A 22,528-nucleotide genomic window follows, 5' to 3' on the forward strand; every position below is an offset into this window, starting at 1 on the left:
GCAGTGAATAAACTTCGGGCAATACAGCTGTTTGTCAGGCTGGCAGAGCTGGGCAGCTTTACCCGGGTGGCGGAGCAGCTGAACACATCGAAATCGGTTATCAGTAAGGAAGTCAGCCGCCTGGAAGAGGATCTGGGAGTCCGGCTGTTGCACCGTACTACGCGCAATGTGCAGTTAACCCACGCCGGAGAAGGCTATCTGCAGCGGGCGCGGGAGATTCTGGCGCAGCTGGAGGCAGCCGACAGCTTTGTGCAGGATCTGCAGCAGGCACCGCGTGGCCGGCTGAAAATCAATGCGCCGATGGCGTTGGGGATTACTGAGTTGTCGCGCATGTTTGCCGATTTTATGCGCGCCTATCCGGATATTGAGCTGGATATTCATCTGGGTGACGAAGATGTGGATCTGGTGGCGCAGGGCTTCGATCTGGGGTTTCGTGCCTCCAGTCAGCCGCTGGATCTGGCCTATGTCGGCAGGCCACTGACACGCTTTGGGTATCACGTCTGTGCTGCGCCGCAGTACCTGCAGCAGCATGAACCGATTGTGTCGGTTGATGATCTGCGCAGCCATAACTGCTTTGAATACAGCTATTTCAAGGGCAAGAATGTCTGGCCGCTGGACGACGGTGTACGCATTGGCGGTACGCTAAGGGTCAACAGTGTGATCTTTATGCTGACGGCGATTAAATCCGGTCTGGGACTTGGGCTGGTGCCTGAGTTTTTATGCCGCGAGGCGCTTGCCAGTGGTGAGCTGGTCGAGGTTTTGCCGGATGCGCGCAAACCAGAGCTGACGCTGTATGCGCTGTACCCGGCCAGACACTTTGTGCCGGCCAGAGTGCTGCAATGTATCGACTTTCTTGAGGCCTGGTTTCTGCGCCAGCGTTAGCGCATCAGGCCTATTCTGCGCAGAGAGCGCTTGGAGTGGCTTTCAAAGCGGCTGCTCTGTTGCAGGGTTTCTTCAACAAAGGCCAGATGATCATTCACCGCCTGTTGCGCGGCTTTCGGATCACGGCTTAATACCGCGTCTTTAATCGCGCTGTGCTGGCGCAGGATTTCATCACGCCGGTCTTCTTTGGTGTACAGGTATTCCAGGTTGGTGGCGATAGTCATCTTGAATAAGTTGAACAGGGCGCGCATGGAGTGCAGCAGTACCGCGTTATGTGATGCTTCGGCAATGGCAAGGTGAAAACGCCAGTCGAGCTCTGCCTCTTCTTTGTGGCCAATGCGCTGCACATGGCCGTCGAGCCATTCGCTATAGCGCCGTTCAATAATTTCCCGGTCAGTCTCCGTGGCGCGCAGGGCAGCGTAGTGGGCCGCCACTTCTTCCAGCGCGTGGCGGAATTCCAGCAGGTCGTAATTAAATTCGCTGTGGGTCTGAAATAACTGCATCAGCGGATCAACAAAGGACAGACCGATTTCGGCCGAGACAAAGGTGCCGCCGCCCTGTTTGCGGGTGACCAGGCCTTTTGCTTCGAGCTTATGCAGTGCTTCGCGCAGTGATGGCCGTGACACTTCAAACTGCTGTGCCAGTTCGCGTTCCGGTGGCATTTTCTGGCCGGGTGCAAGGCTGCCTTCCAGAATCATGGCCTCCAGTCGTTTGGCGATGATGTCGGAAATCTTGCTGGCACGGATCGGATCGTCACTCATGGGGTTCCTGCTGCGGCTTTATGTCTTGTTAAAAGGTAAAACCAATTCTATCTGAACGTTGCGTTACTTGTCAGGCCTTAAAAGAGCGATTGGTCTGTTTTTTTATGCGACCAATGTCGATATTACAAAGCGCTATATAAGGCATAAAGGGTTTGACCCTGAAGGGAGGCGGCGGTAATTTATTGCAACAAATCAAGAGTGGGTAATTGGTAATACCAATTTATAAAATTGATATGCCCGTCAGCCCACCTCACAGCCGACAGCGGTGATAGCGCAATGACAGAACAGAACACAACAGCGGCCGCCAGCCGCCAGTCGCGGGTTTATCCGCCCAAACCAGAAGCGGTTTATTTGCTGGGCACCTGCCTGGTCGACAGCTTTTATCCCGAAGCCGGAATGGATGCGATCGCGCTGCTGCAGCATGCAGGGATCGAGGTGATTTTTCCGCAAAGCCAGAGCTGTTGCGGTCAGCCGGCGTATAACTCCGGCTATGACGAGCAGGCGCGTGCTGTAGCCCGCACTCAGCTGCAGGCCTTTGCCGCCGATATACCGGTAGTGGTGATGATGGGCTCCTGTGCTGGCATGGTGCACAAAGAATATCCGAAGCTCTTTGCCGGCCAGCCGGAAGAGGCGGCTGCCATTGCGCTGGCGGCACGCAGTTATGAGTTCAGTGAATTTATGGTGAACGTACTGCAGCTGGAGCAACAGCTGGCGCAGGCAGAAGATCAGTCGCCGCTAACCGTGGCGCTGCATACCTCCTGTTCGGCCCGTCGCGGCATGGGTGTGGCGGCGGAGCATAAAGCGCTGGTGGAAAACCTGCCCGGTGTACAGGTCGTTGAGCCTGAACGGGTTGCCGAATGCTGCGGCTTCGGTGGCACCTTTGCAGTGAAGCAGGGTGATATTTCTGCGGCGATGGCGGCGGATAAAGCCAGTGCGATTGCCGCCACCGGTTGTCAGCGGCTGGTCAGTGGTGACTGCGGTTGCCTGATGAATATTGGTGGCACCTTAGACAAACTGCAGGGGGAGAAGCAGGGGCCTGAAATTCCGGTTCAGCATCTGGCCTCGCTGTTGTATACGCGTCTTAACGGTGGTGATGGTTCCCAGATCAGCCAGAAGCGCAGCCAGCAATACAACAAGAAAAGCGGAGATAAAGCATGAGCCAGAAAATTGCCTCCGACAGCATGCATATCAATATCGAACAGTTACAGCAGGAGCTGAACGTCGAGCAGCGCGAATTTAACGAGCTGCAGCAACGCCATTTTAAAGTACGCGCCAAAATGGCACTGGAAAACGAAGCCTTACGTAAAAGCTTTCGCGGTGCTTCCGATTTTTTAATGGGCAAACGCAAAGCAGTGTTTCCCGATGAGAGTGCGTTGTCTGCGTTACGTGACCGTGGTGAAGCTATTCGTCAGCACAGTCTGGCCAATTTGCCGGAGTTACTGGAGCGGCTGGAAAAAAATCTGACCGCCAACGGTATTCAGGTGCACTGGGCCGAAACCGCTGATGAAGCCTGCACTATTATTCACGATATTTTAACGGCGAATAACGCCCGCACCGTGGTGAAGGGTAAATCCATGGTGACGGAAGAAATTGAACTCAATCATTTTCTTGAGGCACGGGGTATTGAGTGTCTGGAAAGTGATATGGGCGAATATCTGGTGCAGCTGGCCGGTGAAACGCCATCGCATATTATTATGCCGGCCATCCATAAAAATAAGGCACAGATTGCCAGACTGATGCACGCCCGTGCCCAGACCAGCGATGGTTCGCAGGTGCCTTATACCGAAGACGTTGACGAATTAATCGGCAATGCCCGCGCTATTCTGCGCGATAAATTTATGCGCGCCGATGCCGGTATTTCCGGCGTGAATATGGCCGTGGCCAATACCGGCACGCTGTGCCTGGTGGAAAACGAAGGCAATGGCCGTATGACCACGACTATGCCGAAGCTGCACATTGCCGTCACCGGTATTGAAAAAGTGGTGGAAGATTTTTCCCATGTGCCGGAATTACTGACACTGTTAACCCGCTCGGCAACCGGGCAAAAAATCAGCACCTATTTCAATATGATTTCCGGCCCGAAAAAAGCCGGTGAGCTGGATGGCCCGGAACAGGTGCATCTGGTGCTGGTGGATAATGGTCGCTCGCGTATTTTCAGCCATCCGGTGTTAAAACCGACACTGCAGTGCATCCGCTGTGGTGCCTGTATGAATCATTGTCCGGTCTATGCGCGGGTTGGCGGTCATGCTTACGGTTCGACGTATCCGGGGCCGATTGGTCAGGTGGTGACACCGCAGATTGCCGGATTAGAAAAACACGGCGATATGCTCAGCGCCTGCTCATTAAACGGCGCCTGTGGTGAGGCCTGTCCGGTACGTATTCCTTTGCCGGAGTTAATCCGCGAGTTACGCGCTGAAGCCGTCAGTCCGCAATTTACCGATGCCGCCGCGGTTTCCAATGCCACTGCAGTACAGGAAGTGATGGGTCGGGGGGCCAAACGCACGCTGGGTGAAAGTTTAATCTGGCGCGGCTGGGCGCTGACCCATCGTTTTGCGCCGCTGTACCGCATCATGACCACAGCGATGACCCGCGGTCGCGGCCTGTTCCGCAGCAAAGCCGCCGCGGCACTGTTATCCCCCTGGACCGACTCGCGCAGCACGCCACAACCGGCGCGCCGCAGTCTGCATGAATTAGCCAAAGCCCGGGGGGTGGCTGGCCAGTATCAGAACAACACTGCCGATAAACGCGGAGATAATGCATGAACAGTCGTGAGCGTATTTTACAGCGGCTGTATGCCAGCCAGGCGTCTGCCCAAAACCCTGAGCAGACAAGCCAAACCACCGGCATTCAGGCAGAGCATGCCGCTGGCTGGACACAACTGGCGCAAAGCGAATGGCTGGCCAGCTTTAAACAAAATTTGCTGGATAACCATGCCGAAGTCATTGAAACCACAACGGCCAACTGGGCAGGAGAGCTGGCACAACAACTGACAGCGCGCGGTGTTAAACGCCTGCTCAGCGGTGAGCATGAGCAGGGCAGGGTATTGCTTAATGCGTTGGCACAGTTTGCTGAACAACATACTGAACAACAGAAGATAACCCCGGTTGATGCCTCCCTGCTGACTGAGCCGTTAAGCAAAGAGGAATTGTTTACCGCTGTGGACGCAGGCTTCAGTGTGGCCTCGGCGGGTCTGGCGGAAACCGGTTCGCTGCTGGTCGAAACCGGCCCACAGGAACCACGGGCGCTGTCGCTGGTGCCGCCGCTGAATATTATTCTGCTCAATGCCTCAGCCATTACCGCCAGCTTTTTAACCCTGGTGCAGGCACAGAAATTACCGGCGCATATGCCGACTAATGTGTTGCTGATTTCCGGGCCGAGCAAGACCGCCGATATTCAGCAGACCCTGGCCTATGGCGCCCACGGGCCAAAAGAACTGATTGTCCTGCTGTTAACGGATGCCTGATATGACTGACGCTTTTCATCGTTTTGCGCAGGATCTGGCGCCTTTTATTGCCGACGAACGCATTATTTCCGATCCGTTACGCACTCTGGCCTTTGGTACCGACGCCAGCTTTTATCGCCTGATTCCCAAACTGGTCGTCACGGTTATTAATGAGCAGGAAGTACAGAAGGTACTGGAGCTGGCGCATCAGCACAAAGTGCATTTAACCTTCCGGGCGGCGGGCACCAGTCTGTCCGGTCAGGCCGTGACCGATGGTGTGCTGGTGCGTTTGGGTAATGGCTGGAATAAAGCCGCGGTATTAAATAACGGTGCGCAGTTACAGGTAGAGCCGGGGGTTATTGGTGCCCGTGCCAATCAGTTGCTGGCGCCTTTTGCGCGTAAAATCGGCCCGGACCCGGCGTCGATCAATACCTGCAAAATTGGTGGAATTATCGCCAATAACGCTTCCGGTATGTGTTGCGGTACGGCGCAGAATTCTTATCAGACACTGGCCTCGATGCGCCTGATTCTGGCCGATGGTACGGTGCTGGATACCGCCGATGAAGCCTCAAAAAATGCATTCCGCCAAAGCCATGCCAGCCTGTTGCAGCAACTGGCGGACATGCGCTCGCAGGTGCTGAACAATCCGGTTTTACACGACCGGATTGTGAAGAAATTCAGAATTAAGAATACCACCGGCTACAGTCTTAACGCTTTGGTGGATTTTTCTGATCCGATCGATATTATGCAGCACCTCCTGGTGGGCTCAGAAGGCACCCTGGGGTTTGTATCGCAGGTGATTTATCACACGGTCGAAGAGCACGCTTATAAAGCGTCTGCCTTACTGCTGTTTGCCAACATCGAACAGACCAGTAAGGCAGTGACCGCTCTTTCCTCGGCACCGGTCGCGGCGGTTGAATTAATAGACCGTGCAGGGCTGCGCTGCGTTGAAGATAAACCCGGCATGCCGGACTATTTACGCACCCTCGATGAACAGGCTGCCGCCTTGCTGGTGGAAGTACGCGCCGGCAGCGATGCCGAATTACAGCAGCGCCTGAGCGAAACCACCGCCGCTTTACAGGCTTTTGATACCCTGCAGCCGAAAACCTTTACCACCGATAAAAACACCTGTCAGCTGTACTGGAATATCCGCAAAGGGTTATTTCCGGCGGTCGGTGCAGTACGTGCCAAAGGCACCACCGTCATTATCGAAGATATTGCCTTTCCGGTTGAGAATCTGGCGCCTGCGGTGCTGGAGTTACAGGCGCTGTTTAAAAAATACCACTACGACGAAGCCATTATTTTTGGTCATGCGCTGGCCGGTAATCTGCATTTTGTCTTTACCCAGAATTTTACCGATCCGGCTGAAATTCAGCGTTATGCCGATTTTATGGACGAAGTCTGTGTGCTGGTGGTTGGCCGTTACGATGGCTCGCTCAAAGCCGAACACGGCACCGGACGTAATATGGCGCCCTTTGTTGAGATGGAATGGGGCGGTCAGGCTTATGAGCTGATGTGGGCGATCAAACAGGCCTTTGACCCGGCCGGCCTGTTAAACCCGGATGTGATTTTAACCCGCAACCTGCGCACTCATATTGAGAACTTAAAACCCATTCCCGAAGCGGATGATCTGATTGATCGTTGCATCGAATGCGGCTTCTGCGAGCCGGTTTGCCCGTCACGCAACCTAACCCTGACGCCACGCCAGCGCATTGTGATTATGCGCGAACTAAAACGCCAGGAACGTGATGGTAAAAATCCGGCGTATAAAACCCTGCTGGATGACTATCAGTATCAGGGCGTGGATACCTGCGCTGCCGATGGTCTGTGCAGTATGGCCTGTCCGGTCGGCATTAATACCGGTGATTTAAGCCGCAAACTGCGCCATGAACGCAATAAAAAACATGCGGGTAAGGCGCAGTGGGTGGCCGATCATTTTGCCGGTGTGAGCAAAACCAGCCGTGGCGCGCTGCAGTTAATGGATATTACCCGCGATCTGGTTGGTGACGGCGTGATCAGCACCGTGGCGAAAGGGGTGAATACCCTGACGCTGGGGGCCACGCCATTGTGGCACGATGCCATGCCGACCGCCGCCGATAAGCTCAACCCCTGTGAATACGGCGTGAATGAGCTGACTCAGGTGGTGTATTTCCCCAGCTGTGCCAGCCGCACCATGGGGCCGGGAGCCAAAGAGGATGACCAGCGCAGCCTGATGCAGGTAACCCTCGATCTGGCGCAGAAAGCCGGTGTGCACCTGGCCATGTTGCCCGATCAGGACCAGCACTGCTGCGGCATGCCGCTGGAGAGCAAAGGTCATTTTGAGCAGGCCGATGCCATGCGCGCGGCGCTTAATGCGGCGCTGCTGAAAGCTTCCGATAATGGCCGCCTGCCGGTACTGATTGATACCAGTCCCTGCGTGTTCCGTCTGCAGCAACAGCTGGACGAGCGTATTCAGCTGCTCGATCCGATCCGCTTTGCCAACCGCTTTCTGGTACCGAATCTGGATATCCGGCCGACCCATGAGCCGGTGGCAGTACACATCACCTGCTCAACTACCAAGCAGGGACTGGGCGAAGAATTGCTCTCACTGGCGCGGCAATGCTCCACTCAGGTGGTGGTGCCGGCGGACATTACCTGTTGCGGCTTTGCCGGCGATAAGGGTTTTATGCTGCCGGAACTGAATGCCTCGGCGCTGGCGCCGCTGAAAGCTCAGGTGGAGCACTGCGTGGAGGGTATTTCGACCAGCCGCACCTGTGAAATTGGCCTCAGCCGCCACGGGGAAATCCCTTACCACTCGCTGTTTTACCTGCTGGACCGGCTTAGCTGAATAAGAGCAGCTCCTGACTGGCGCAGGAAGGAGCTTGCTGATGAGGTGTTTATAGGTAATTCTGTAAATATACCTTATTAAAATCCTCGGGTTTGGTTAAGCTCGAACGGATGATATTCACAGTGGCGGTGTGTATGGATACAAGCCCAGCGGCAGCAGCTGATAAACTGGCACTACTGGAGCTGAAATCCAGTGTTCTGGATGCCTTGCTTGGCCATTCCGATCTGGGGCTGGCCATTATTGATTGCGACCTGCGCTACCAGGCCATTAACAACACTCTGGCGCGTTTTAACGGCCTCAGTGTTGCAGCCCACCTCGGACGCTCTGTCCACGATGTTCTCCCTCAGCTGGCGCCGGTTATCGAACCGATGCTGCGTTCCGTGATTGTTCAGGGGGAAGAGATCACCAATAAAGAAATTCTGGCAGAAGCCCCCAGTACTCCCGGTCGTAAGGCGCAGTGGCTGGCCTCCTATCGCCCGATCCGCGCCGATGACGGACGCATTCTCGGCGTGCTGGTGATTGCGGTTAATCATACGGTCGAGCTGGAGTTACAGCAGGCGAAAGAAGAATCGGCGTCTCTTGTGCGGCGGGTTATCGACAGTCTGGTGTCCTTTGTCGGCATTATGGAACCCGACGGCACCCTGATTGATGCCAATAAGGCACCGCTGGATGCGGCCGGAATTGAGCTGGCTGACGTTCAGGGACGAAAATTCTGGGATTGCTTCTGGTGGTCATACGACAGCGACATACAGCAACAGCTGCGTGAAGCTGTAAAGGCAGCCGCACAGGGCGAAACCGTGCGCTATGACGTGGTTATCCGTACTGCCAATGATCAGCGTATGACCATCGACTTTATGCTGGCGCCGCTGAGAAATGCCGAGGAGGAGATTGTTTACCTGATTCCGTCGGCCATTGATATTACCGCCCGGGTAGCCGGCGAAAACATGCTCAAGTACAGCGAAGAGCGCTTCCGCCGGGTTGTCGAAAGTACTCAGGATGGTCTGATACTGGTGGATGAAGAGGGCCATATTCAGCTGGTTAACCGCCGCAGTACGGAAATGTTCGGCTATGACAGCGAGCAGATGTACCAGCTGACGGTTGAGGATCTGGTGCCGGACAGCATAAAAGCTGCGCACGGGGATCTGCGGCGTGGATATTTACAGGCTCCGCAGGCCAGAGCGATGGCCGCTATGCGGGAGCTGTATGCCCGCCGTCGTGATGGCAGTCTGTTTCCGGTAGAAATTGGCTTAACACCACTGAACTTCCCCGAAGGTATCCGCATTCTGGCCACCATCGTTGATATCTCGGTGCAGAAAAATATTCAGCAGAACCTTATCCGCAGCCTGAATGAAAAAACCGCCTTACTGAACGAAGTGCATCACCGGGTAAAAAATAATCTGCAGGTGGTATCCAGCCTGCTCAGCCTGCAGGCGCGCAGCGTGCCGGAAGAAGTACGCGGCTATTTTGATGAAAGCCAGGGGCGGATAAAAGCCATGGCCTTAATTCACCAGCTGCTGTACGAGCAGAAAAATTTTGATCGCATCGAAGCGGTTTCTTATATGCGCCGGCTCGGGGATCTGCTCAGCCGCAGTTATTTTTCCGCTATGCGCAACGTCAAGATGATCGTCGAATCGGAGCAGGAGGAAAGTTATCTCGGACTGGATGTCGCACTGCCTTTTGGTTTGCTGATTAATGAGCTGGTCACTAATTCCATAAAACACGCATTTCTGGGTCGTGACAGCGGAGAAATCCGTCTGTCTCTGAGTGAAAATGGGTCGGAAAAACAGCTGGTTATTGCTGACAATGGTGTGGGTCTGCCGGAGGGAGTCCGTCCCGGAGTTTCCCATTCTCTCGGTTTTCAGTTAATTCCCGGACTGGTTGAGCAGATGCACGCCACATTACAGGTTCTGGATACAGAAGGCGCTGTTTTTCAATTAACGCTCAGTGATACAGGAGCTTCTGATGAACAGCCATAGCACTTTGCGTTCTTACCGCATATTGATTGTTGAAGATGAAAAGGTAACCGCGCTGGATCTTAAGCTGACGCTGGAAGATCTGGGCTATACCGTGGTTGCCTGTGTTGGCAGTGGCGAAGCAGCCATCGCCGCAGCAGAGGTGCAGGATATCGATCTTATTCTGATGGATATTCACCTCGATACCGCCATGCTGGGCACTGAAGCGGCCAAAATTATTATGCAGCGCTTTGGTGTGCCTGTACTGTTTTTATCGGCCTATACCGATGAGCAGACGCTGGATGATGCCAGCGACAGCCTGCCTTACGGTTATATGGTAAAACCCTTTGAAAAACGCGAAGTGGATGCGGCTATCCGTATTGCACTGACACGCCATCATGCTGATATGGAATTACGCCAGTCTGAAGAGCGTCTGCGCCTGGCGCTTGAGGCTGCAAGAATGAGCATCTGGGAGTGGACACCAGCGCCGGATGTTGAAATTCAGATGGCGGTAAAACATTCACCGCCGCAATTAATTTCTGAAAGTCTTGATGCTCTGCTGGTGAATGTTCATCCGGATGATCGCGATAAAATTCATCAGCAAATTACCAGCCATAACCGCTTTCAGCAGCCGGTACGTTACCGCAAACATGAAGGTAACGACTATCGCCGGGTTGAACTGTTTGCCAGTTTATTCAGCTGGGCAAACGGTGATCGCCGGGTAATCGGTGTACTGCACGATGTGCATGAGCGTTATCTGGCTGATGAACAGCTGCGTCAGGCCAATGCGGTATTTAATTCCACCTCCGAAGGCATTCTGATTACCGATAACCTGCGCCGGGTGTTAAATGTGAACCCGGCTTTCAGTCAGATTACCGGTTACTCGGCAGAAGATGTGCGTGGTCAGAATCCGGATGAGTTTCTGCATGCCAGGCGCCACAGTGATCAGTTTTATCCGCGACTGGCCAGCGATGCACAGGGTTACTGGAGTGGGGAAATTGCCTGCCAGCGCAAGAACGGAGAATTCTTTCCGGCCTGGGAACATGTCTGCACGGTATTAAGTGATGACGGACAGCTGCAGAACTTTGTGATTACGTTTTCCGATATCAGTGAATTGCGCCGCGTTGAAAAAAATCTGGCCACGCTCGCTTATATGGATGCCCTTACGGGAGTCGGTAACCGTGTTCGTCTGGAACAGGTGGTGCGCGAAGCACTGGAGGGGGACGATACGCCGGGTTCCGTTGGTATTCTGTATCTGGATCTGGACGGTTTTAAACTGATTAATGACACCCTTGGGCATTCAGAAGGGGATTTATTACTGCGTATTATGGCCGATCGTTTTAAACAATCGGTGCGTGACGAAGATACCGTTGTGCGGATTGGTGGTGACGAGTTTGTGATTGTATTAACCGGCGTAGAGCAGGAAGACAATCTGAAAATCGTCGCCACTAAATTATTGGCTGCAGTACAGGAACCTGTGACCCTCAGTCGTGAAAGAGTTGAGCTGTCAGCCAGTATTGGCATCGTGATGTCACGACCATCGGTGCATGAATATGAAGAGTTATTAAAAGCAGCAGACACCGCATTATTTGAAGCCAAGCGGCAGGGAAAAAACCGCTACTGTATTTACGATTTTGCTCTTGCAATGGAGTTTAACGAGCGCCTGCGGATTGAACGTAATCTGAAGCAGGCCATCCGCAACGACGAACTGGCAATCGAATTTCAGCCATTAATTGATCTGCAGACGGCGCAGGTTTACGGGATGGAAGCACTGTGCCGCTGGTATCACGACGAACTGGGAATGATACCTCCGGATCGCTTTATTCCGATTGCTGAGCAGAGTGATGTGATTGTCGATATCGGCGCCTGGATGCTGCGCGAAAGCTGCCGTGAGTTACGCAACTGGATGGATGCCGGAATGCCTCCACTGGTGGTGTCGGTGAATGTATCCGCGCGCCAGCTGACCGACAGCAGCTTCAGCGAATTACTGATCGCAACGCTGGAAGAATTCAACATTCCTGCGGCACAGCTGGAGCTGGAAATTACCGAAACGGCTTTGCAGGCAAATGAGCAGGTTCTGCGTCAGTTGGAAAATATCCGCAAGTCGGGTGTCGGTTTGGCCATCGATGACTTTGGTACCGGATATTCTTCGCTCAGTCGCCTGAAAGAGCTGCCATTTGACCGGGTGAAAATTGACCGCTCTTTTGTCCGGGATCTTCCCCATGACAGCAATGATATTGAAATTTGCCGCGCTATTATGGCGCTCTGTCAGGTACTTAATCTGCGGGTGACGGCTGAAGGGGTGGAAAACCGCAACCAGCTGAACATGTTGCGCGAGCTGGGTTGCTGTTGCATTCAGGGGTATTTATTCAGCCGCCCGATGCGGCCTGAATGCGTTGCCGACTGGTTGCAGGGGGCAGATATCAGGGCCATTCTCGGATAAACCCGGCCAGCGCCGGTTACATAAGAAGCCAGGCATGACCTACGCAGCATTTCTTATCAGACTGACGCTTTGTTATAGTGACAATTCACTTTGTCATGGATTATCTCAGTGTCATCGTCAGCCTATACCTCATCATTGATTCCACAGTCCGGATTGTTGTCCGAACCCGGCCGCAGTGCACATTATCTGGAAATGAACCTGAAACCGGATGCCGGAACTGTTCAAATATGCGCCGCGCTGGACCGTGCCCGCCAGACGTTAGCAGACGTTTATATTGCCGTGGCCTTTGGTGGTGAAGCCTGGCAGCGTCTGCAACCGGCGTGGCAGCCGGCGCAATTACAGCCGTTTAAAGAATTGCGTGGTGAGAATGGCTACACCATGCCAGCGACTCAGCGCGATGTGTTTTTCTGGATTCATGGCGAAGATCAGGGTGAAGTCATGAATGCGGTTTTACAGGTGCATGATGCCATGCGCGATGTTGCCGTAACTTTGTTGGATTTAAATGGTTTTAAAAACCGTGAAGCCCGCGATCTGACCGGTTTTGTCGATGGTACAGCCAATCCGAAAGGCGACAAGCGTCTGGATGCGGCGGTGATTCCCGAGGGTGAAAGCGGTGCCGGTGGCTCCTATGTGCTGTCGCAGAAATGGCGGCATCATCTGCAGGCATTCAACCAGCTCAGCGTGCACGAACAGGAACAGGTAATAGGCCGCACTAAACAGGATAATATTGAACTTGAAGGCGATGCGATGCCACCGACCTCTCACGTCAGCCGGACCGATGTCAAAATTGACGGTGTCGGGCAGAAAATCTATCGCCGCAGTACCCCATACGGTGGTGCGGAAGAACACGGCCTGTATTTTCTCGCCTTTGCCTGCAACCTGCGCCGTATCAGCGTGCAGCTTGAACGTATGCTGGGGAACAGTGGCGATGGTTACAGTGATCATCTGATGAAATACTCGACGGCCTTAACCGGTGCTTACTGGTTTATGCCGTCACAGTCTGATCTTGATGCAGTACTCGCCCAGGGCTGAACAAGCCTTAACAGGAGGTATCCCATGCTGAATAAAGAAACAACCGGTTTAATGATCGTCGATGTACAGGGCAAACTGGCGGAACAGATGCATGAAAGCAGTGCATTATTCACCCAACTTCGGCTGCTGATTCAGGGAGCTAACCTGCTGGAATTACCCATTATCTGGATGGAACAGCTGCCGGATAAACTGGGCACAACACGTCCGGAACTGCGTGAAGTTCTGCCGGGAGAAGCTCTGGTTAAATCGACTTTCAGTGGCATGCAGGAACCCACCATTGCCAAAGCCGTAAAAAATCAGAAAATCAGCCAGTGGCTGGTGGCCGGTCTGGAAGCTCATGTCTGTGTTTACCAGACGGTTGGAGATTTATTGGCGCAGAAATACGGCGTACACCTGGTAACTGATGGCGTCAGCTCGCGCACACAGGCCAATAAAGAACTGGCGATCCGCAAAATGCACAGCATGGGCGCACAGTTAACCTCTGTAGAAATGGCGTTGTTTGAATTGCAAAAACAGGCTGAAGGGCCGGTATTTAAACAACTGATTCAGCTGATTAAATAACGAATAAACAGCAAAAAAGTATCGCGGGCATGGCCCGCTCCTACGGGTTATTACACGGTCACGGGTATGACCTGCTTTGCGGATATTTACAGAATTGCGGGCATGGTTCGTCCCGCGCGCGATATTTATACGATTACAGTCGTGATCTGCCTTTGATATATCTGCAACATCGTAGGAGCGGGCCATGCCCGCGAATGGCATCAGGCGCTATGCTTTGTCAGCAGCCGATGATCAGCCACAAGGAGTGTGGTATGACAGGATTCCGCCCGTTAATTGGCCATAAACAACTGCGCGTTGGACGTTTTTCTGAAGTGGGCCGCGTATATCTTGTTACTAGCAGTACCTTTGGTCGGGCACGCATTTTTTCGGAATGGTGTTATGCGAAAGCAGCTGTTCAAGCATTTCTGCAACCATCATTGGTGAAAAATTCTCAGGTAATAGCCTGGGTTCTGATGCCTGATCATGTTCATTGGTTACTGCAGACTGGTGATGGAACAGACCTGTCGCGGCTAGTTGGCGCGATGAAATCATCCTCGGCACGAGCGGTAAGGCAAACAGGTTATCAGGGGCGTGTATGGGCGTCTGCATTTCATGACCACGCTGTGCGCAGTGAGGAAGATATTCTGCCACTGGCACGATACGTTGTGGCAAATCCTCTGCGTGCAAGGTTAGCGCGCAGAGTCGGGGAATACCCGTTCTGGGATGCAATATGGATTTGAATCACAGATGGGAATTTTATTCCGGATTCTGCCGAAGTCGCGGGCATGGCCCGCTCCTACGGGATATTTACAGGAGCACAAATGTGATCTGCCTTTGATATATCTGCAACATCGTAGGAGCGGGCCATGCCCGCGAACCAAAATACCCTGTTGTAACACTTGCTGATTTAACGTTTCTCTTTTTTAACCAAACACAACCTCAAATACATCGGCGTATTTTTCAGCAAAGTGCGCAGTCATACCTTTACGAATATGTTCCGGTAACTCTTCATAATCGCGGCGGTTAGCTTCCGGTAAAATCACTTCCATGATTTTAGAGCGCCGTGCGGCAATCACTTTTTCTCGAATACCGCCAACCGGTAATACCTGACCGGTAAGGGTAAGCTCACCGGTCATGGCCAGATGGCGTTTGATGCGTTTATTCAGCATTAACGACATTAATGCCGTGGTCATGGTAACCCCGGCGCTGGGGCCGTCTTTGGGTGTTGCACCTTCCGGTACGTGCAGATGCAGGAAGCGGGAATTAAAAAATTCCGGATCGCCACCAAAGTCAGCCGCATGGCCTGCGGTATAGCTGTAGGCAATTTCGGCAGACTCTTTCATCACATCGCCAAGCTTACCGGTGAGTTTAAAACCACGGTTCTGCTGGTGCACAACGGCGGCTTCAATCGGCAGTGTTGCGCCTCCCATCGAAGTCCAGGCCAGGCCGGTGACGACACCGACTCCGCTTAAAATACGTTCGGCACGGAAGGCCGGAGCGCCGAGGTAATCACTCAGGTCTTTGTTGGTCACCGAAATTTTTGCTTTGGGGTTTTCCAGTAATTTAACCACGGCTTTACGTGCAATCTGTTGCAGCAGTTTTTCCAGATTACGCACGCCGGACTCTCGGGCATAACCTTCGATAATGCTTTTCAGCGTGCTGTCACTGATTTTCACCTGGGATTTTTTCAGACCATGGCGTTCCAGTACCCGGGGCCATAAATGGCTCTTGGCAATGGCGAGTTTTTCTTCGGCGATATAACCCGATAACCGGATGGTATCCATACGGTCGAGTAACGGTGCCGGAATGGTATCCAGCTGGTTGGCCGTACAGATAAACAGCACTTTGGATAAATCCACACGCAGATCGAGGTAATGGTCGAGGAATTCTTTATTTTGCTCCGGGTCCAGTACTTCCAGCAGGGCAGAGGCCGGGTCGCCCTGATAAGAGGCACCGAGTTTGTCGATTTCATCCAGCATAATCACCGGGTTAGATACTTCGACATCTTTTAATGCCTGAATTAATTTACCCGGCAAGGCACCGATATAGGTGCGGCGGTGGCCTTTGATTTCAGCCTCATCGCGCATACCACCAACACTGAAACGATAAAATTTCCTCCCCAGCGCGTCGGCCACCGAACGGCCAATAGAGGTTTTACCCACCCCAGGAGGGCCTGCCAGCAGCATAATGGAACCGGATATTTCCTGCTTAAAAGTACCAACGGCAAGAAATTCCATAATGCGCTGTTTAACGTCATCCAGTCCGGCGTGGTGCGCATCCAGTACTTCGCGGGCGTGGCTCAGATCGAACGCATCGGTGGAATATACACCCCAGGGCACCGATGTTGCCCAGTCGAGATAATTACGGGTCACGCTGTATTCCGGCGAGCCGGTTTCCAGCATTTTCAGTTTGTGCAGTTCTTCATCAATGCGCTTGCGCGCTGCGGCCGGAATGTCTTTGCCTTCCAGTCGTTGTACAAATTCATCGATTTCAGCGGTTTTATCGTCCTTGGCCAGCCCCAGTTCTTTCTGAATGGTTTTTAACTGCTGTTTCAGGAAAAAATCACGCTGGTGTTTGCTGATATCTTCGTTAACGGTTTTATTAATTTCAGCCTGCAGGCGTGCTACTTCCACTTCTTTTTTCAGCAGCACCAGGGTTTTTTCCATACGCTTTTGCAGGGGCAGAGTGGCCAGTACATCCTGTAAGGCTTTGCCTTCGGCGGTGGTGATGGCCGCAGCAAAATCGGTCAGCGGGGATGGGTCATTAGGACTGAAATGGTTGAGATAGTTTTTCAGTTCTTCGGAGTACAAGGGATTAATCGCCACCAGTTCTTTGATGGCATTAATGATGGCCATGGCATAGGCCTTGATCTCATCGGTGAAATCCGTGCTGCGCTGCGGATATTGCACCCGTGCCTGCATTGGCAGGTCAGTGCTTAACCATTCACGGATACGGAAGCGGCGGATGCCCTGGGCGATAAACTGAATGCGGCCATCTTCGGCCTGAATACGGTGAATACGCACCACACAGCCGATATCCGGAATACGCTCCGGTGCCGGCACTTCGTCAGCGGCCTTATCGTCGACAAACGACAGACCCAGTAATTTGTGCTGTGAATTGGCGACCCGTTTCAGCGTTTCGCCCCAGACTTTTTCATCGACAATAACCGGTTGCACCTGAGACGGGAAAAACGGACGGCCATTCACCGGCAGGATGTACAGCGTCTCCGGTAATACGTCATCGGCCAGTGCCAGAGCGCCTGCGCCTTCTTCTCTGCTGATAAATTCGTGATTTTCGTCGCTCATATCGACCCTTAACTGTTCGGCTTATGGTGCAAATGTGGGGGGCAGCTGCAGCTTTTCAAGGCTGGGTGATACAACGAATGTGCACCTCTGTGTTTTGTTCGGTAAATCAGGATAGTTATTGCGGTTTTATCAGTTTCTCAGAAAAGAAGTAAATGCATAAGCTTATGCGAATACGAAATAAGCATGTGGGAGAATAAGATGATGCCGGGCTATTTTGCTGAGCAGCAAGACAGCAGACCAGAGAAGCGGGCGACGGTCTGGCGCAGCGCCTTGCGCACATTGGCAGTGATGGTGCTGTTGGCGGCTGCTTGCCAATGGCTGGCTGGTTTACCCCGGTTACAGGCAATGGGGATTGGCAGCCTACCGCTGAGTATTCTGTTGGGGATGGTGTTGGCCAGTGCGTTGGCACCACGCTGGATTTATGGCCATAACCCTATGGGAAATGCTGACGCTGCCGATACCGGAGGTCAGGTTCTGCGTCGCTTTTGCCAGCAAACACTGCTGAAGGCTGGCATTGTGCTGTTCGGTTTTCAGCTGACGCTGGAACAGTTGTGGGGTGTTGGCTGGCAGGCATTACTGGTGGATGTGCTGACCATTGCCAGCGTTCTTATTACGGGGATCTGGCTGGGGCAGCGCTGGCTGAAACTGCCGCTGCGCCTGAGCATTCTGATTGCGATTGGCAGTGCGGTCTGTGGTGCGGCGGCCATTATGGCTACAGCTCCGCTGCTGGGTAGGCGAACACAAGCGGATGCCGGTGAGCATGACCCAGAACAGCATCTGGCGATTGCGGTCGCACTGGTCGCGTTATTCGGCACGTTAAGTGTGTTGTTGTATCCGTTGTTGTGTCAGTGGTTCGGTTTCGACAGCAATACTGCCGGTTTGTACATCGGCAGCACCGTGCATGAAGTCGCTCAGGCGGTGGCGGCGACCGATGCTCTCGATAGCGCAACCCAGCAGAACGCCCTGATTGTGAAGCTGTTGCGGGTGGCGCTGCTGGCGCCGACGTTATTGCTGCTCGGACAGTGGTTATTGCGCCGGCCTGTGGCGGACACGGATATGGATAAGAACCTTCAGCCGCAGGCCACGGACGCCCCCAAACGTTTGCCGGTGCCAGGGTTCGTGCTGGGCTTTATCGCAGTGATTATTGCCCACAGCATACTGCCGTTACCGCTCTGGCTGACGGAGCTGGCGGCAAGCACCTCGGCCTGGTGTCTGATGCTGGCGATGGTGGCGCTTGGGCTGAATACCCGTTGGCAGGGCATGGTTGCTGCGGGAATCCGGCCATTATTCTTGGGCTTCTTACTCTGGTTACTGTTATTGCTTGGTGGCGGCTGGCTGAATACTCTTTTCGTTCTGGCCTGAGCTGCGTCATTGAGGCCGGAGCGGTAATCCGCTAGAGTCCGCGTTTTGCTGAGTTTTTTGTTAGGTTGTGGTTTTTCCCCGCGCCTGTGCGCTTCTGACAAAAACCTTGTTCATCGCTAACCGGCCGCACTCATGCAATGAGCGCAGGCCCAGAGATATACATCCAGAGACAAGAATAATGAAACAAACCAAAATTCTGTTGCCGGAAACCGAGATTCCGAAGCACTGGTACAACGTGGTCGCCGATCTGAAAAACCCTCCGGCACCACCGATGGGCCCGGACGGTATGCCGATGGACCCATCAGCTATGTCAGCTATCTTTGCCGACAACATCATCGAGCAGGAAGTATCCGCCCAGCGCTGGATCGAAATTCCGGAACCTGTGCGTGAGATCTACCAGCAGTGGCGGCCGACGCCGATGTTCCGCGCCCATCGTCTGGAAGAAGCGCTGGGAACACCGTGCAAGATTTACTACAAGTACGAAGGTGTGAGTGCCGCCGGTTCGCACAAGCTGAACTCAGCGATTCCGCAGGCGTACTACAACAAGGTTGCCGGTATTAACCGTCTGACCACCGAAACCGGTGCGGGTCAGTGGGGCTCGTCGCTGTCACTGGCCGGCCAGATGTTCGGCATTGATGTGCGCATTTATATGGTGAAGGTGAGCTACAACCAGAAGCCGTTCCGCCGTTCGATGATGCAGACCTGGGGTGGTGAAGTGCTGGCCAGCCCGACCAACCTGACCGAAACCGGTCGTCGTATTCTGGCCGCCGATCCGGATAACCAGGGCTCACTGGGTATCGCGATTTCCGAAGCGGTAGAAGAAGCAGCAAGCCGCGCCGACACCAAATACTCACTGGGTTCGGTACTGAACCACGTGTTGCTGCATCAGACCGTAATTGGTCTGGAAGCGAAGAAGCAGTTTGAAATGGTTGGCGATTACCCGGATATGATCTTCGCGCCTTGTGGCGGTGGTTCTAACTTCGGTGGTGTGGCCTTCCCGTTCTACGCTGACGAAGCGGCTGGCGGTAAGAAAGTGCGTCTGGTGGCGGTTGAACCAAGCTCTTGCCCGAGTCTGACCAAGGGGCATTACGCCTACGATTTCGGTGATACCGCCGGTCATACCCCAATGACATTGCAGTACACCCTGGGCCATGACTTTATGCCGCCGGGCATCCATGCCGGTGGTCTGCGTTACCACGGTGCCTCGGCGCTGGTATCCCAGATGTACCATGAGAAGCTGATTGAAGCCGTATCTGTTCCGCAGATCGCGACCTTCGAAGCCGGTGTGCAGTTTGCCCGCGCTGAAGGCATTATTCCGGCACCGGAATCCAACCATGCCATCCGTGCCTGTATCGATGAAGCCCTGCGCTGCAAAGAATCCGGTGAAGCCAAAACCCTGTTCTTTAACCTGTCAGGTCATGGCCACTTCGATATGGTGTCGTACGACAAGTACTTCACGCAGCAGCTGGAAGACTACGAATACCCGCAGTCAGAAATCGATGCTGCGCTGGCGCGTTTGCCGAAGGTTAAAGCTTAATTTTTCTGATCGGTTTTAAAAACGGCAGATAAAAACAGCACATAAAAAACGCCGCGTCTGACTATCAGGCGCGGCGTTTTTTTATGAGCACTTAAGCGCTGTTACCAGCTTTTAGCCATATCGCCTTTGCGGTAATCACACACACCTTCAGGGAATATGGTTTCCAGTTGCGCCCTGTAGGGGCGGGCATCCAGCGGCGCATAAATTCCGGATTCGATGGCTTCCTCCACGCTGACCCGGTGGCAGAACAACACGCTGGCTGTGCTGTTATCACCGGCGACCTGACGGCTGCTCTGAAAGAACGGATACTGCTGTGTACATACACCTTCGTTTTTGCCGTTCCAGGTTCCGTCCCAGACGCCGTCTCCGCTGGCTATGAGGTTGCCGTTATCATCCAGACAGCGGTCGCTGGCAAACTCAGGCATCTCATTTTCCTGCACTTCTCCTGCAGCACGGCTATCCAGCCAGCGCACCATGGCTTCAAAGGCATCCCAGCGTGCATCGTATTGTGCACCGCTGATCCAGATACTCTGGTTGGGGTTTTGGCCCTGATTAAAATCCAGAATTCTTGCACGGCTGGAAAGGGCTGCCCAGCTGTGATGGATATCCAGAACCGGATCTTTATACGGGCGCACATCAATCAGCGGAATATCCAGCTTGCCGAGAAACACATTGCCCGACTGATACGCACCTTTGGCGGCGGCCAGGCTGCCGGGAATGCGGGTTGCCGGTTTTTCTGCATGGCCGTTATGGCTCATATTCTGTTCAACATACGGGCTGTATTTGCGCAGGGAATCATCGCCACTGATCAGCCAGTAATGTTCCGGCTGCATATCTTTTTGCGCCTTCCAGCTGCCGACTTTGGTATTCAGATCAAGAAATTGTGCGGCGCTGATATCGCCTTTTTTCCAGGCATTTAAACCGTATTGCACACCGACATTGCTGGCCGGTACTTCGGCGCGGCCAGAGCGGTCTGTGCCATAAAAATCGCGGTTATCCTGCCAGTGGGTCCAGAAATTTTCGCGGTTTACCTGTTCACTGTAACGCGGGTAATGGCTGTTAAACCTCGGGTTGTTCACCAGCTGGGCAGAACCGCGCCAACTGTAGCTGCATTCGGTAGCACCCTGATGAGCCGGTGGTTTTTCCAGCCGTAACCAGCTGGCAATATCGGCAAGAATATCCAGCCGCGGTTTGAATCCGGTGTTGTAGGCCAGACCTTCAATCAAGCTGCGGCGTTCGGCTTTTTGCCAGAAAGTACGGTCGGCGGATAAATGGTCAAAATAATATTCCAGCAGCTCGCAATCGAGGCCGTAGGTAATCTGCGTCACCATATCCGGGTAGGGAATAATCGCCACGCCGCCGTCGATAATGCGTTGCTGTTTGCCCTGTTCGTTATCCACCTGCGGGTGATTCTGGCTGATTAAATATTGCTGCAGGCCGCCACCGGAGTCGCCCATGCCAATGGTGTATTGAGGCTCGCCAAAGCGGGCAATAAATTGCTGTTTAACCCGCGAGGCGGTGTCTTCCTGCAGCCAGATATTGTAGTGGTTGTCGGTTTCTGTGCCGGTGGAATAGAGCACCGCATAGCCTTGCTCCAGTGCCGGGCGCATATCTTTTAACAGACGTTTAAAGCGCGCCTGACCCTGCTGAAAACCAATGCCAATAGCGCCTTTGAAATGATAAATGGCCTTGCCGTTCCAGCGTGATAAATCCGGCTGGTCGCGCTGGTCGTTATGGCTGGTGGGCATCAGCAGCACATAAATAAAGCGGTTGATGGTGCCGCTTTCGGCCCTGATTAATAGCTCTTCGTTATCGGCGGCCGGGGGGAGTTGTTCGTCGCTGCGGAAAAACTGGCCGTCACGGTAACCAAGATAGTGCAGTCTGGTCGGCAGTCCGCAATCCTGGCTGTAACCCACAACATTGCCGCTGTCATCACTGACAGCGGTGCCATAACCGAGCTGATTATCAATCAGTGGCTGGCCCAGCTCAGAATCCAGTGTCTGGCACATAAAAGGGTATTGTTTAGGACCGGCAAACAAGGCTTCGGCCGGACCGGTTTTCCCCCAGTTGATGGGAAAAGGAAAGCTTTCTGCCGGGCGGATCAGATCTTTCGGATGAGCACCGTGATAGGCCGGCCAGTTGGCCACTTTGGTTCCCGGAGGCGTGCTCAGCACTGGTGGTTCGGCCGGATTCAGATCCAGCTTGTCGCTGACATAACCGACCGCCCAGTACCAGCCGGCGGTTACCAGCAGTGTGATAAGAACCCCCAGAATCAGCAGGATTTTCAGGAAGCGTGGCAGGGCGAAAGCCTGTTGCTGGCGCCGTTTTGGCGTTAGGGAAACAGTTTGAGTCGGGCGGGCAATAAGCGACGTGCGCATCGTTATATCCTTATAAAACGTTATCCTGACAGCGCGCCTGGGTTGCTTGCGTAGAGCAGCTTTCGCC

Annotated in this window: 15 protein-coding genes; 12 read left to right on the forward strand and 3 right to left on the reverse strand. The window is 53.7% G+C overall.

Going from position 1 to position 22,528, the window contains the following annotated elements; translation table 11 throughout:
• The first annotated feature begins 3 nt into the window (after nucleotides 1–3).
• A complete protein-coding gene (locus HUF18_RS13590; protein ID WP_145468330.1) occupies nucleotides 4–882 on the forward strand; it encodes a LysR family transcriptional regulator in 879 nt (292 codons plus the stop codon).
• On the opposite strand, the gene HUF18_RS13595 is transcribed toward HUF18_RS13590, so the two are convergent.
• Nucleotides 879–1,643 (reverse strand): GntR family transcriptional regulator, encoded by a 765-nt coding sequence (locus HUF18_RS13595; protein WP_225692575.1) that lies wholly within the window; start codon nucleotides 1,641–1,643, stop codon nucleotides 879–881. The two genes, HUF18_RS13590 and HUF18_RS13595, sit on opposite strands and share 4 nt — an antisense overlap.
• Before the next feature lie 276 nt (nucleotides 1,644–1,919).
• Between HUF18_RS13595 and HUF18_RS13600 the strand changes: the two genes are divergently transcribed.
• The 9 genes from HUF18_RS13600 to HUF18_RS13640 all read left to right on the forward strand — a co-directional run bounded on the left by HUF18_RS13600 (nucleotide 1,920) and on the right by HUF18_RS13640 (nucleotide 14,619).
• Complete coding sequence (locus HUF18_RS13600) at nucleotides 1,920–2,801, forward strand: (Fe-S)-binding protein (RefSeq protein WP_225692576.1); 882 nt, start codon at nucleotides 1,920–1,922, stop codon at nucleotides 2,799–2,801.
• Nucleotides 2,798–4,405 (forward strand): LutB/LldF family L-lactate oxidation iron-sulfur protein, encoded by a 1,608-nt coding sequence (locus tag HUF18_RS13605; RefSeq protein WP_225692577.1) that lies wholly within the window; start codon nucleotides 2,798–2,800, stop codon nucleotides 4,403–4,405. The genes HUF18_RS13600 and HUF18_RS13605 overlap by 4 nt, the downstream gene beginning before the upstream one ends.
• Entirely contained in the window at nucleotides 4,402–5,106 is a 705-nt protein-coding gene (locus tag HUF18_RS13610; protein ID WP_225692578.1) for a LutC/YkgG family protein, read from the forward strand. The genes HUF18_RS13605 and HUF18_RS13610 overlap by 4 nt, the downstream gene beginning before the upstream one ends.
• A gap of 1 nt (nucleotide 5,107) precedes the next feature.
• Nucleotides 5,108–7,912 (forward strand): FAD-binding and (Fe-S)-binding domain-containing protein, encoded by a 2,805-nt coding sequence (locus tag HUF18_RS13615; RefSeq protein WP_225692579.1) that lies wholly within the window; start codon nucleotides 5,108–5,110, stop codon nucleotides 7,910–7,912.
• Between the two features lie 134 nt (nucleotides 7,913–8,046).
• Nucleotides 8,047–9,888 (forward strand): PAS domain-containing protein, encoded by a 1,842-nt coding sequence (locus tag HUF18_RS13620; protein ID WP_225692580.1) that lies wholly within the window; start codon nucleotides 8,047–8,049, stop codon nucleotides 9,886–9,888.
• Nucleotides 9,875–12,307: a two-component system response regulator gene (locus tag HUF18_RS13625; protein ID WP_225692581.1), complete on the forward strand. Its 2,433-nt coding sequence runs from the start codon at nucleotides 9,875–9,877 to the stop codon at nucleotides 12,305–12,307. The genes HUF18_RS13620 and HUF18_RS13625 overlap by 14 nt, the downstream gene beginning before the upstream one ends.
• Before the next feature lie 108 nt (nucleotides 12,308–12,415).
• The gene (locus HUF18_RS13630; protein ID WP_225692582.1) at nucleotides 12,416–13,339 is read left to right on the forward strand and encodes a Dyp-type peroxidase; all 924 of its coding nucleotides are present in this window, start codon (nucleotides 12,416–12,418) and stop codon (nucleotides 13,337–13,339) included.
• A gap of 24 nt (nucleotides 13,340–13,363) precedes the next feature.
• The gene (locus HUF18_RS13635; protein ID WP_225692583.1) at nucleotides 13,364–13,900 is read left to right on the forward strand and encodes an isochorismatase family protein; all 537 of its coding nucleotides are present in this window, start codon (nucleotides 13,364–13,366) and stop codon (nucleotides 13,898–13,900) included.
• 251 nt (nucleotides 13,901–14,151) lie between these two features.
• Nucleotides 14,152–14,619, forward strand: coding sequence for an REP-associated tyrosine transposase (locus HUF18_RS13640; RefSeq protein WP_145468346.1), 468 nt, complete (start codon nucleotides 14,152–14,154; stop codon nucleotides 14,617–14,619).
• A gap of 183 nt (nucleotides 14,620–14,802) precedes the next feature.
• Here HUF18_RS13640 and lon read toward each other — a convergent pair whose 3' ends face one another.
• The gene (gene lon, locus HUF18_RS13645; protein WP_225692584.1) at nucleotides 14,803–17,184 is read right to left on the reverse strand and encodes an endopeptidase La; all 2,382 of its coding nucleotides are present in this window, start codon (nucleotides 17,182–17,184) and stop codon (nucleotides 14,803–14,805) included.
• A gap of 183 nt (nucleotides 17,185–17,367) precedes the next feature.
• Here lon and HUF18_RS13650 point away from each other — a divergent pair, with 183 nt between their 5' ends.
• Together HUF18_RS13650 and HUF18_RS13655 are read left to right on the forward strand one after the other, a co-directional pair.
• Nucleotides 17,368–18,546 (forward strand): YeiH family protein, encoded by a 1,179-nt coding sequence (locus tag HUF18_RS13650; RefSeq protein ID WP_225692585.1) that lies wholly within the window; start codon nucleotides 17,368–17,370, stop codon nucleotides 18,544–18,546.
• Nucleotides 18,547–18,724: 178 nt separating this feature from the next.
• Nucleotides 18,725–20,083, forward strand: coding sequence for a TrpB-like pyridoxal phosphate-dependent enzyme (locus HUF18_RS13655; protein WP_145468351.1), 1,359 nt, complete (start codon nucleotides 18,725–18,727; stop codon nucleotides 20,081–20,083).
• 101 nt (nucleotides 20,084–20,184) lie between these two features.
• Here HUF18_RS13655 and HUF18_RS13660 read toward each other — a convergent pair whose 3' ends face one another.
• Entirely contained in the window at nucleotides 20,185–22,461 is a 2,277-nt protein-coding gene (locus HUF18_RS13660) for a DUF6351 family protein (protein ID WP_225692586.1), read from the reverse strand.
• Nucleotides 22,462–22,528 lie beyond the last annotated feature (67 nt).

Origin of the sequence: Thalassolituus sp. ST750PaO-4 (genome assembly GCF_020320405.1) — a bacterium.
Classification (GTDB): Bacteria; Pseudomonadota; Gammaproteobacteria; order Pseudomonadales; family Oceanobacteraceae; genus Venatoribacter; species Venatoribacter alkanivorans.

Excerpts from the sequence above, each read along its gene's own strand:
- HUF18_RS13595 (WP_225692575.1), bottom strand. The coding sequence starts at position 1,643 with ATGAGTGACGATCCGATCCGTGCCAGCAAGATTTCCGACATCATCGCC.
- HUF18_RS13600 (WP_225692576.1), top strand. The coding sequence starts at position 1,920 with ATGACAGAACAGAACACAACAGCGGCCGCCAGCCGCCAGTCGCGGGTT.
- HUF18_RS13605 (WP_225692577.1), top strand. The coding sequence starts at position 2,798 with ATGAGCCAGAAAATTGCCTCCGACAGCATGCATATCAATATCGAACAG.
- HUF18_RS13610 (WP_225692578.1), top strand. The coding sequence starts at position 4,402 with ATGAACAGTCGTGAGCGTATTTTACAGCGGCTGTATGCCAGCCAGGCG.
- HUF18_RS13615 (WP_225692579.1), top strand. The coding sequence starts at position 5,108 with ATGACTGACGCTTTTCATCGTTTTGCGCAGGATCTGGCGCCTTTTATT.
- HUF18_RS13620 (WP_225692580.1), top strand. The coding sequence starts at position 8,047 with ATGGATACAAGCCCAGCGGCAGCAGCTGATAAACTGGCACTACTGGAG.
- HUF18_RS13625 (WP_225692581.1), top strand. The coding sequence starts at position 9,875 with ATGAACAGCCATAGCACTTTGCGTTCTTACCGCATATTGATTGTTGAA.
- HUF18_RS13635 (WP_225692583.1), top strand. The coding sequence starts at position 13,364 with ATGCTGAATAAAGAAACAACCGGTTTAATGATCGTCGATGTACAGGGC.
- HUF18_RS13640 (WP_145468346.1), top strand. The coding sequence starts at position 14,152 with ATGACAGGATTCCGCCCGTTAATTGGCCATAAACAACTGCGCGTTGGA.
- lon (WP_225692584.1), bottom strand. The coding sequence starts at position 17,184 with ATGAGCGACGAAAATCACGAATTTATCAGCAGAGAAGAAGGCGCAGGC.
- HUF18_RS13650 (WP_225692585.1), top strand. The coding sequence starts at position 17,368 with ATGTGGGAGAATAAGATGATGCCGGGCTATTTTGCTGAGCAGCAAGAC.
- HUF18_RS13655 (WP_145468351.1), top strand. The coding sequence starts at position 18,725 with ATGAAACAAACCAAAATTCTGTTGCCGGAAACCGAGATTCCGAAGCAC.
- HUF18_RS13660 (WP_225692586.1), bottom strand. The coding sequence starts at position 22,461 with ATGCGCACGTCGCTTATTGCCCGCCCGACTCAAACTGTTTCCCTAACG.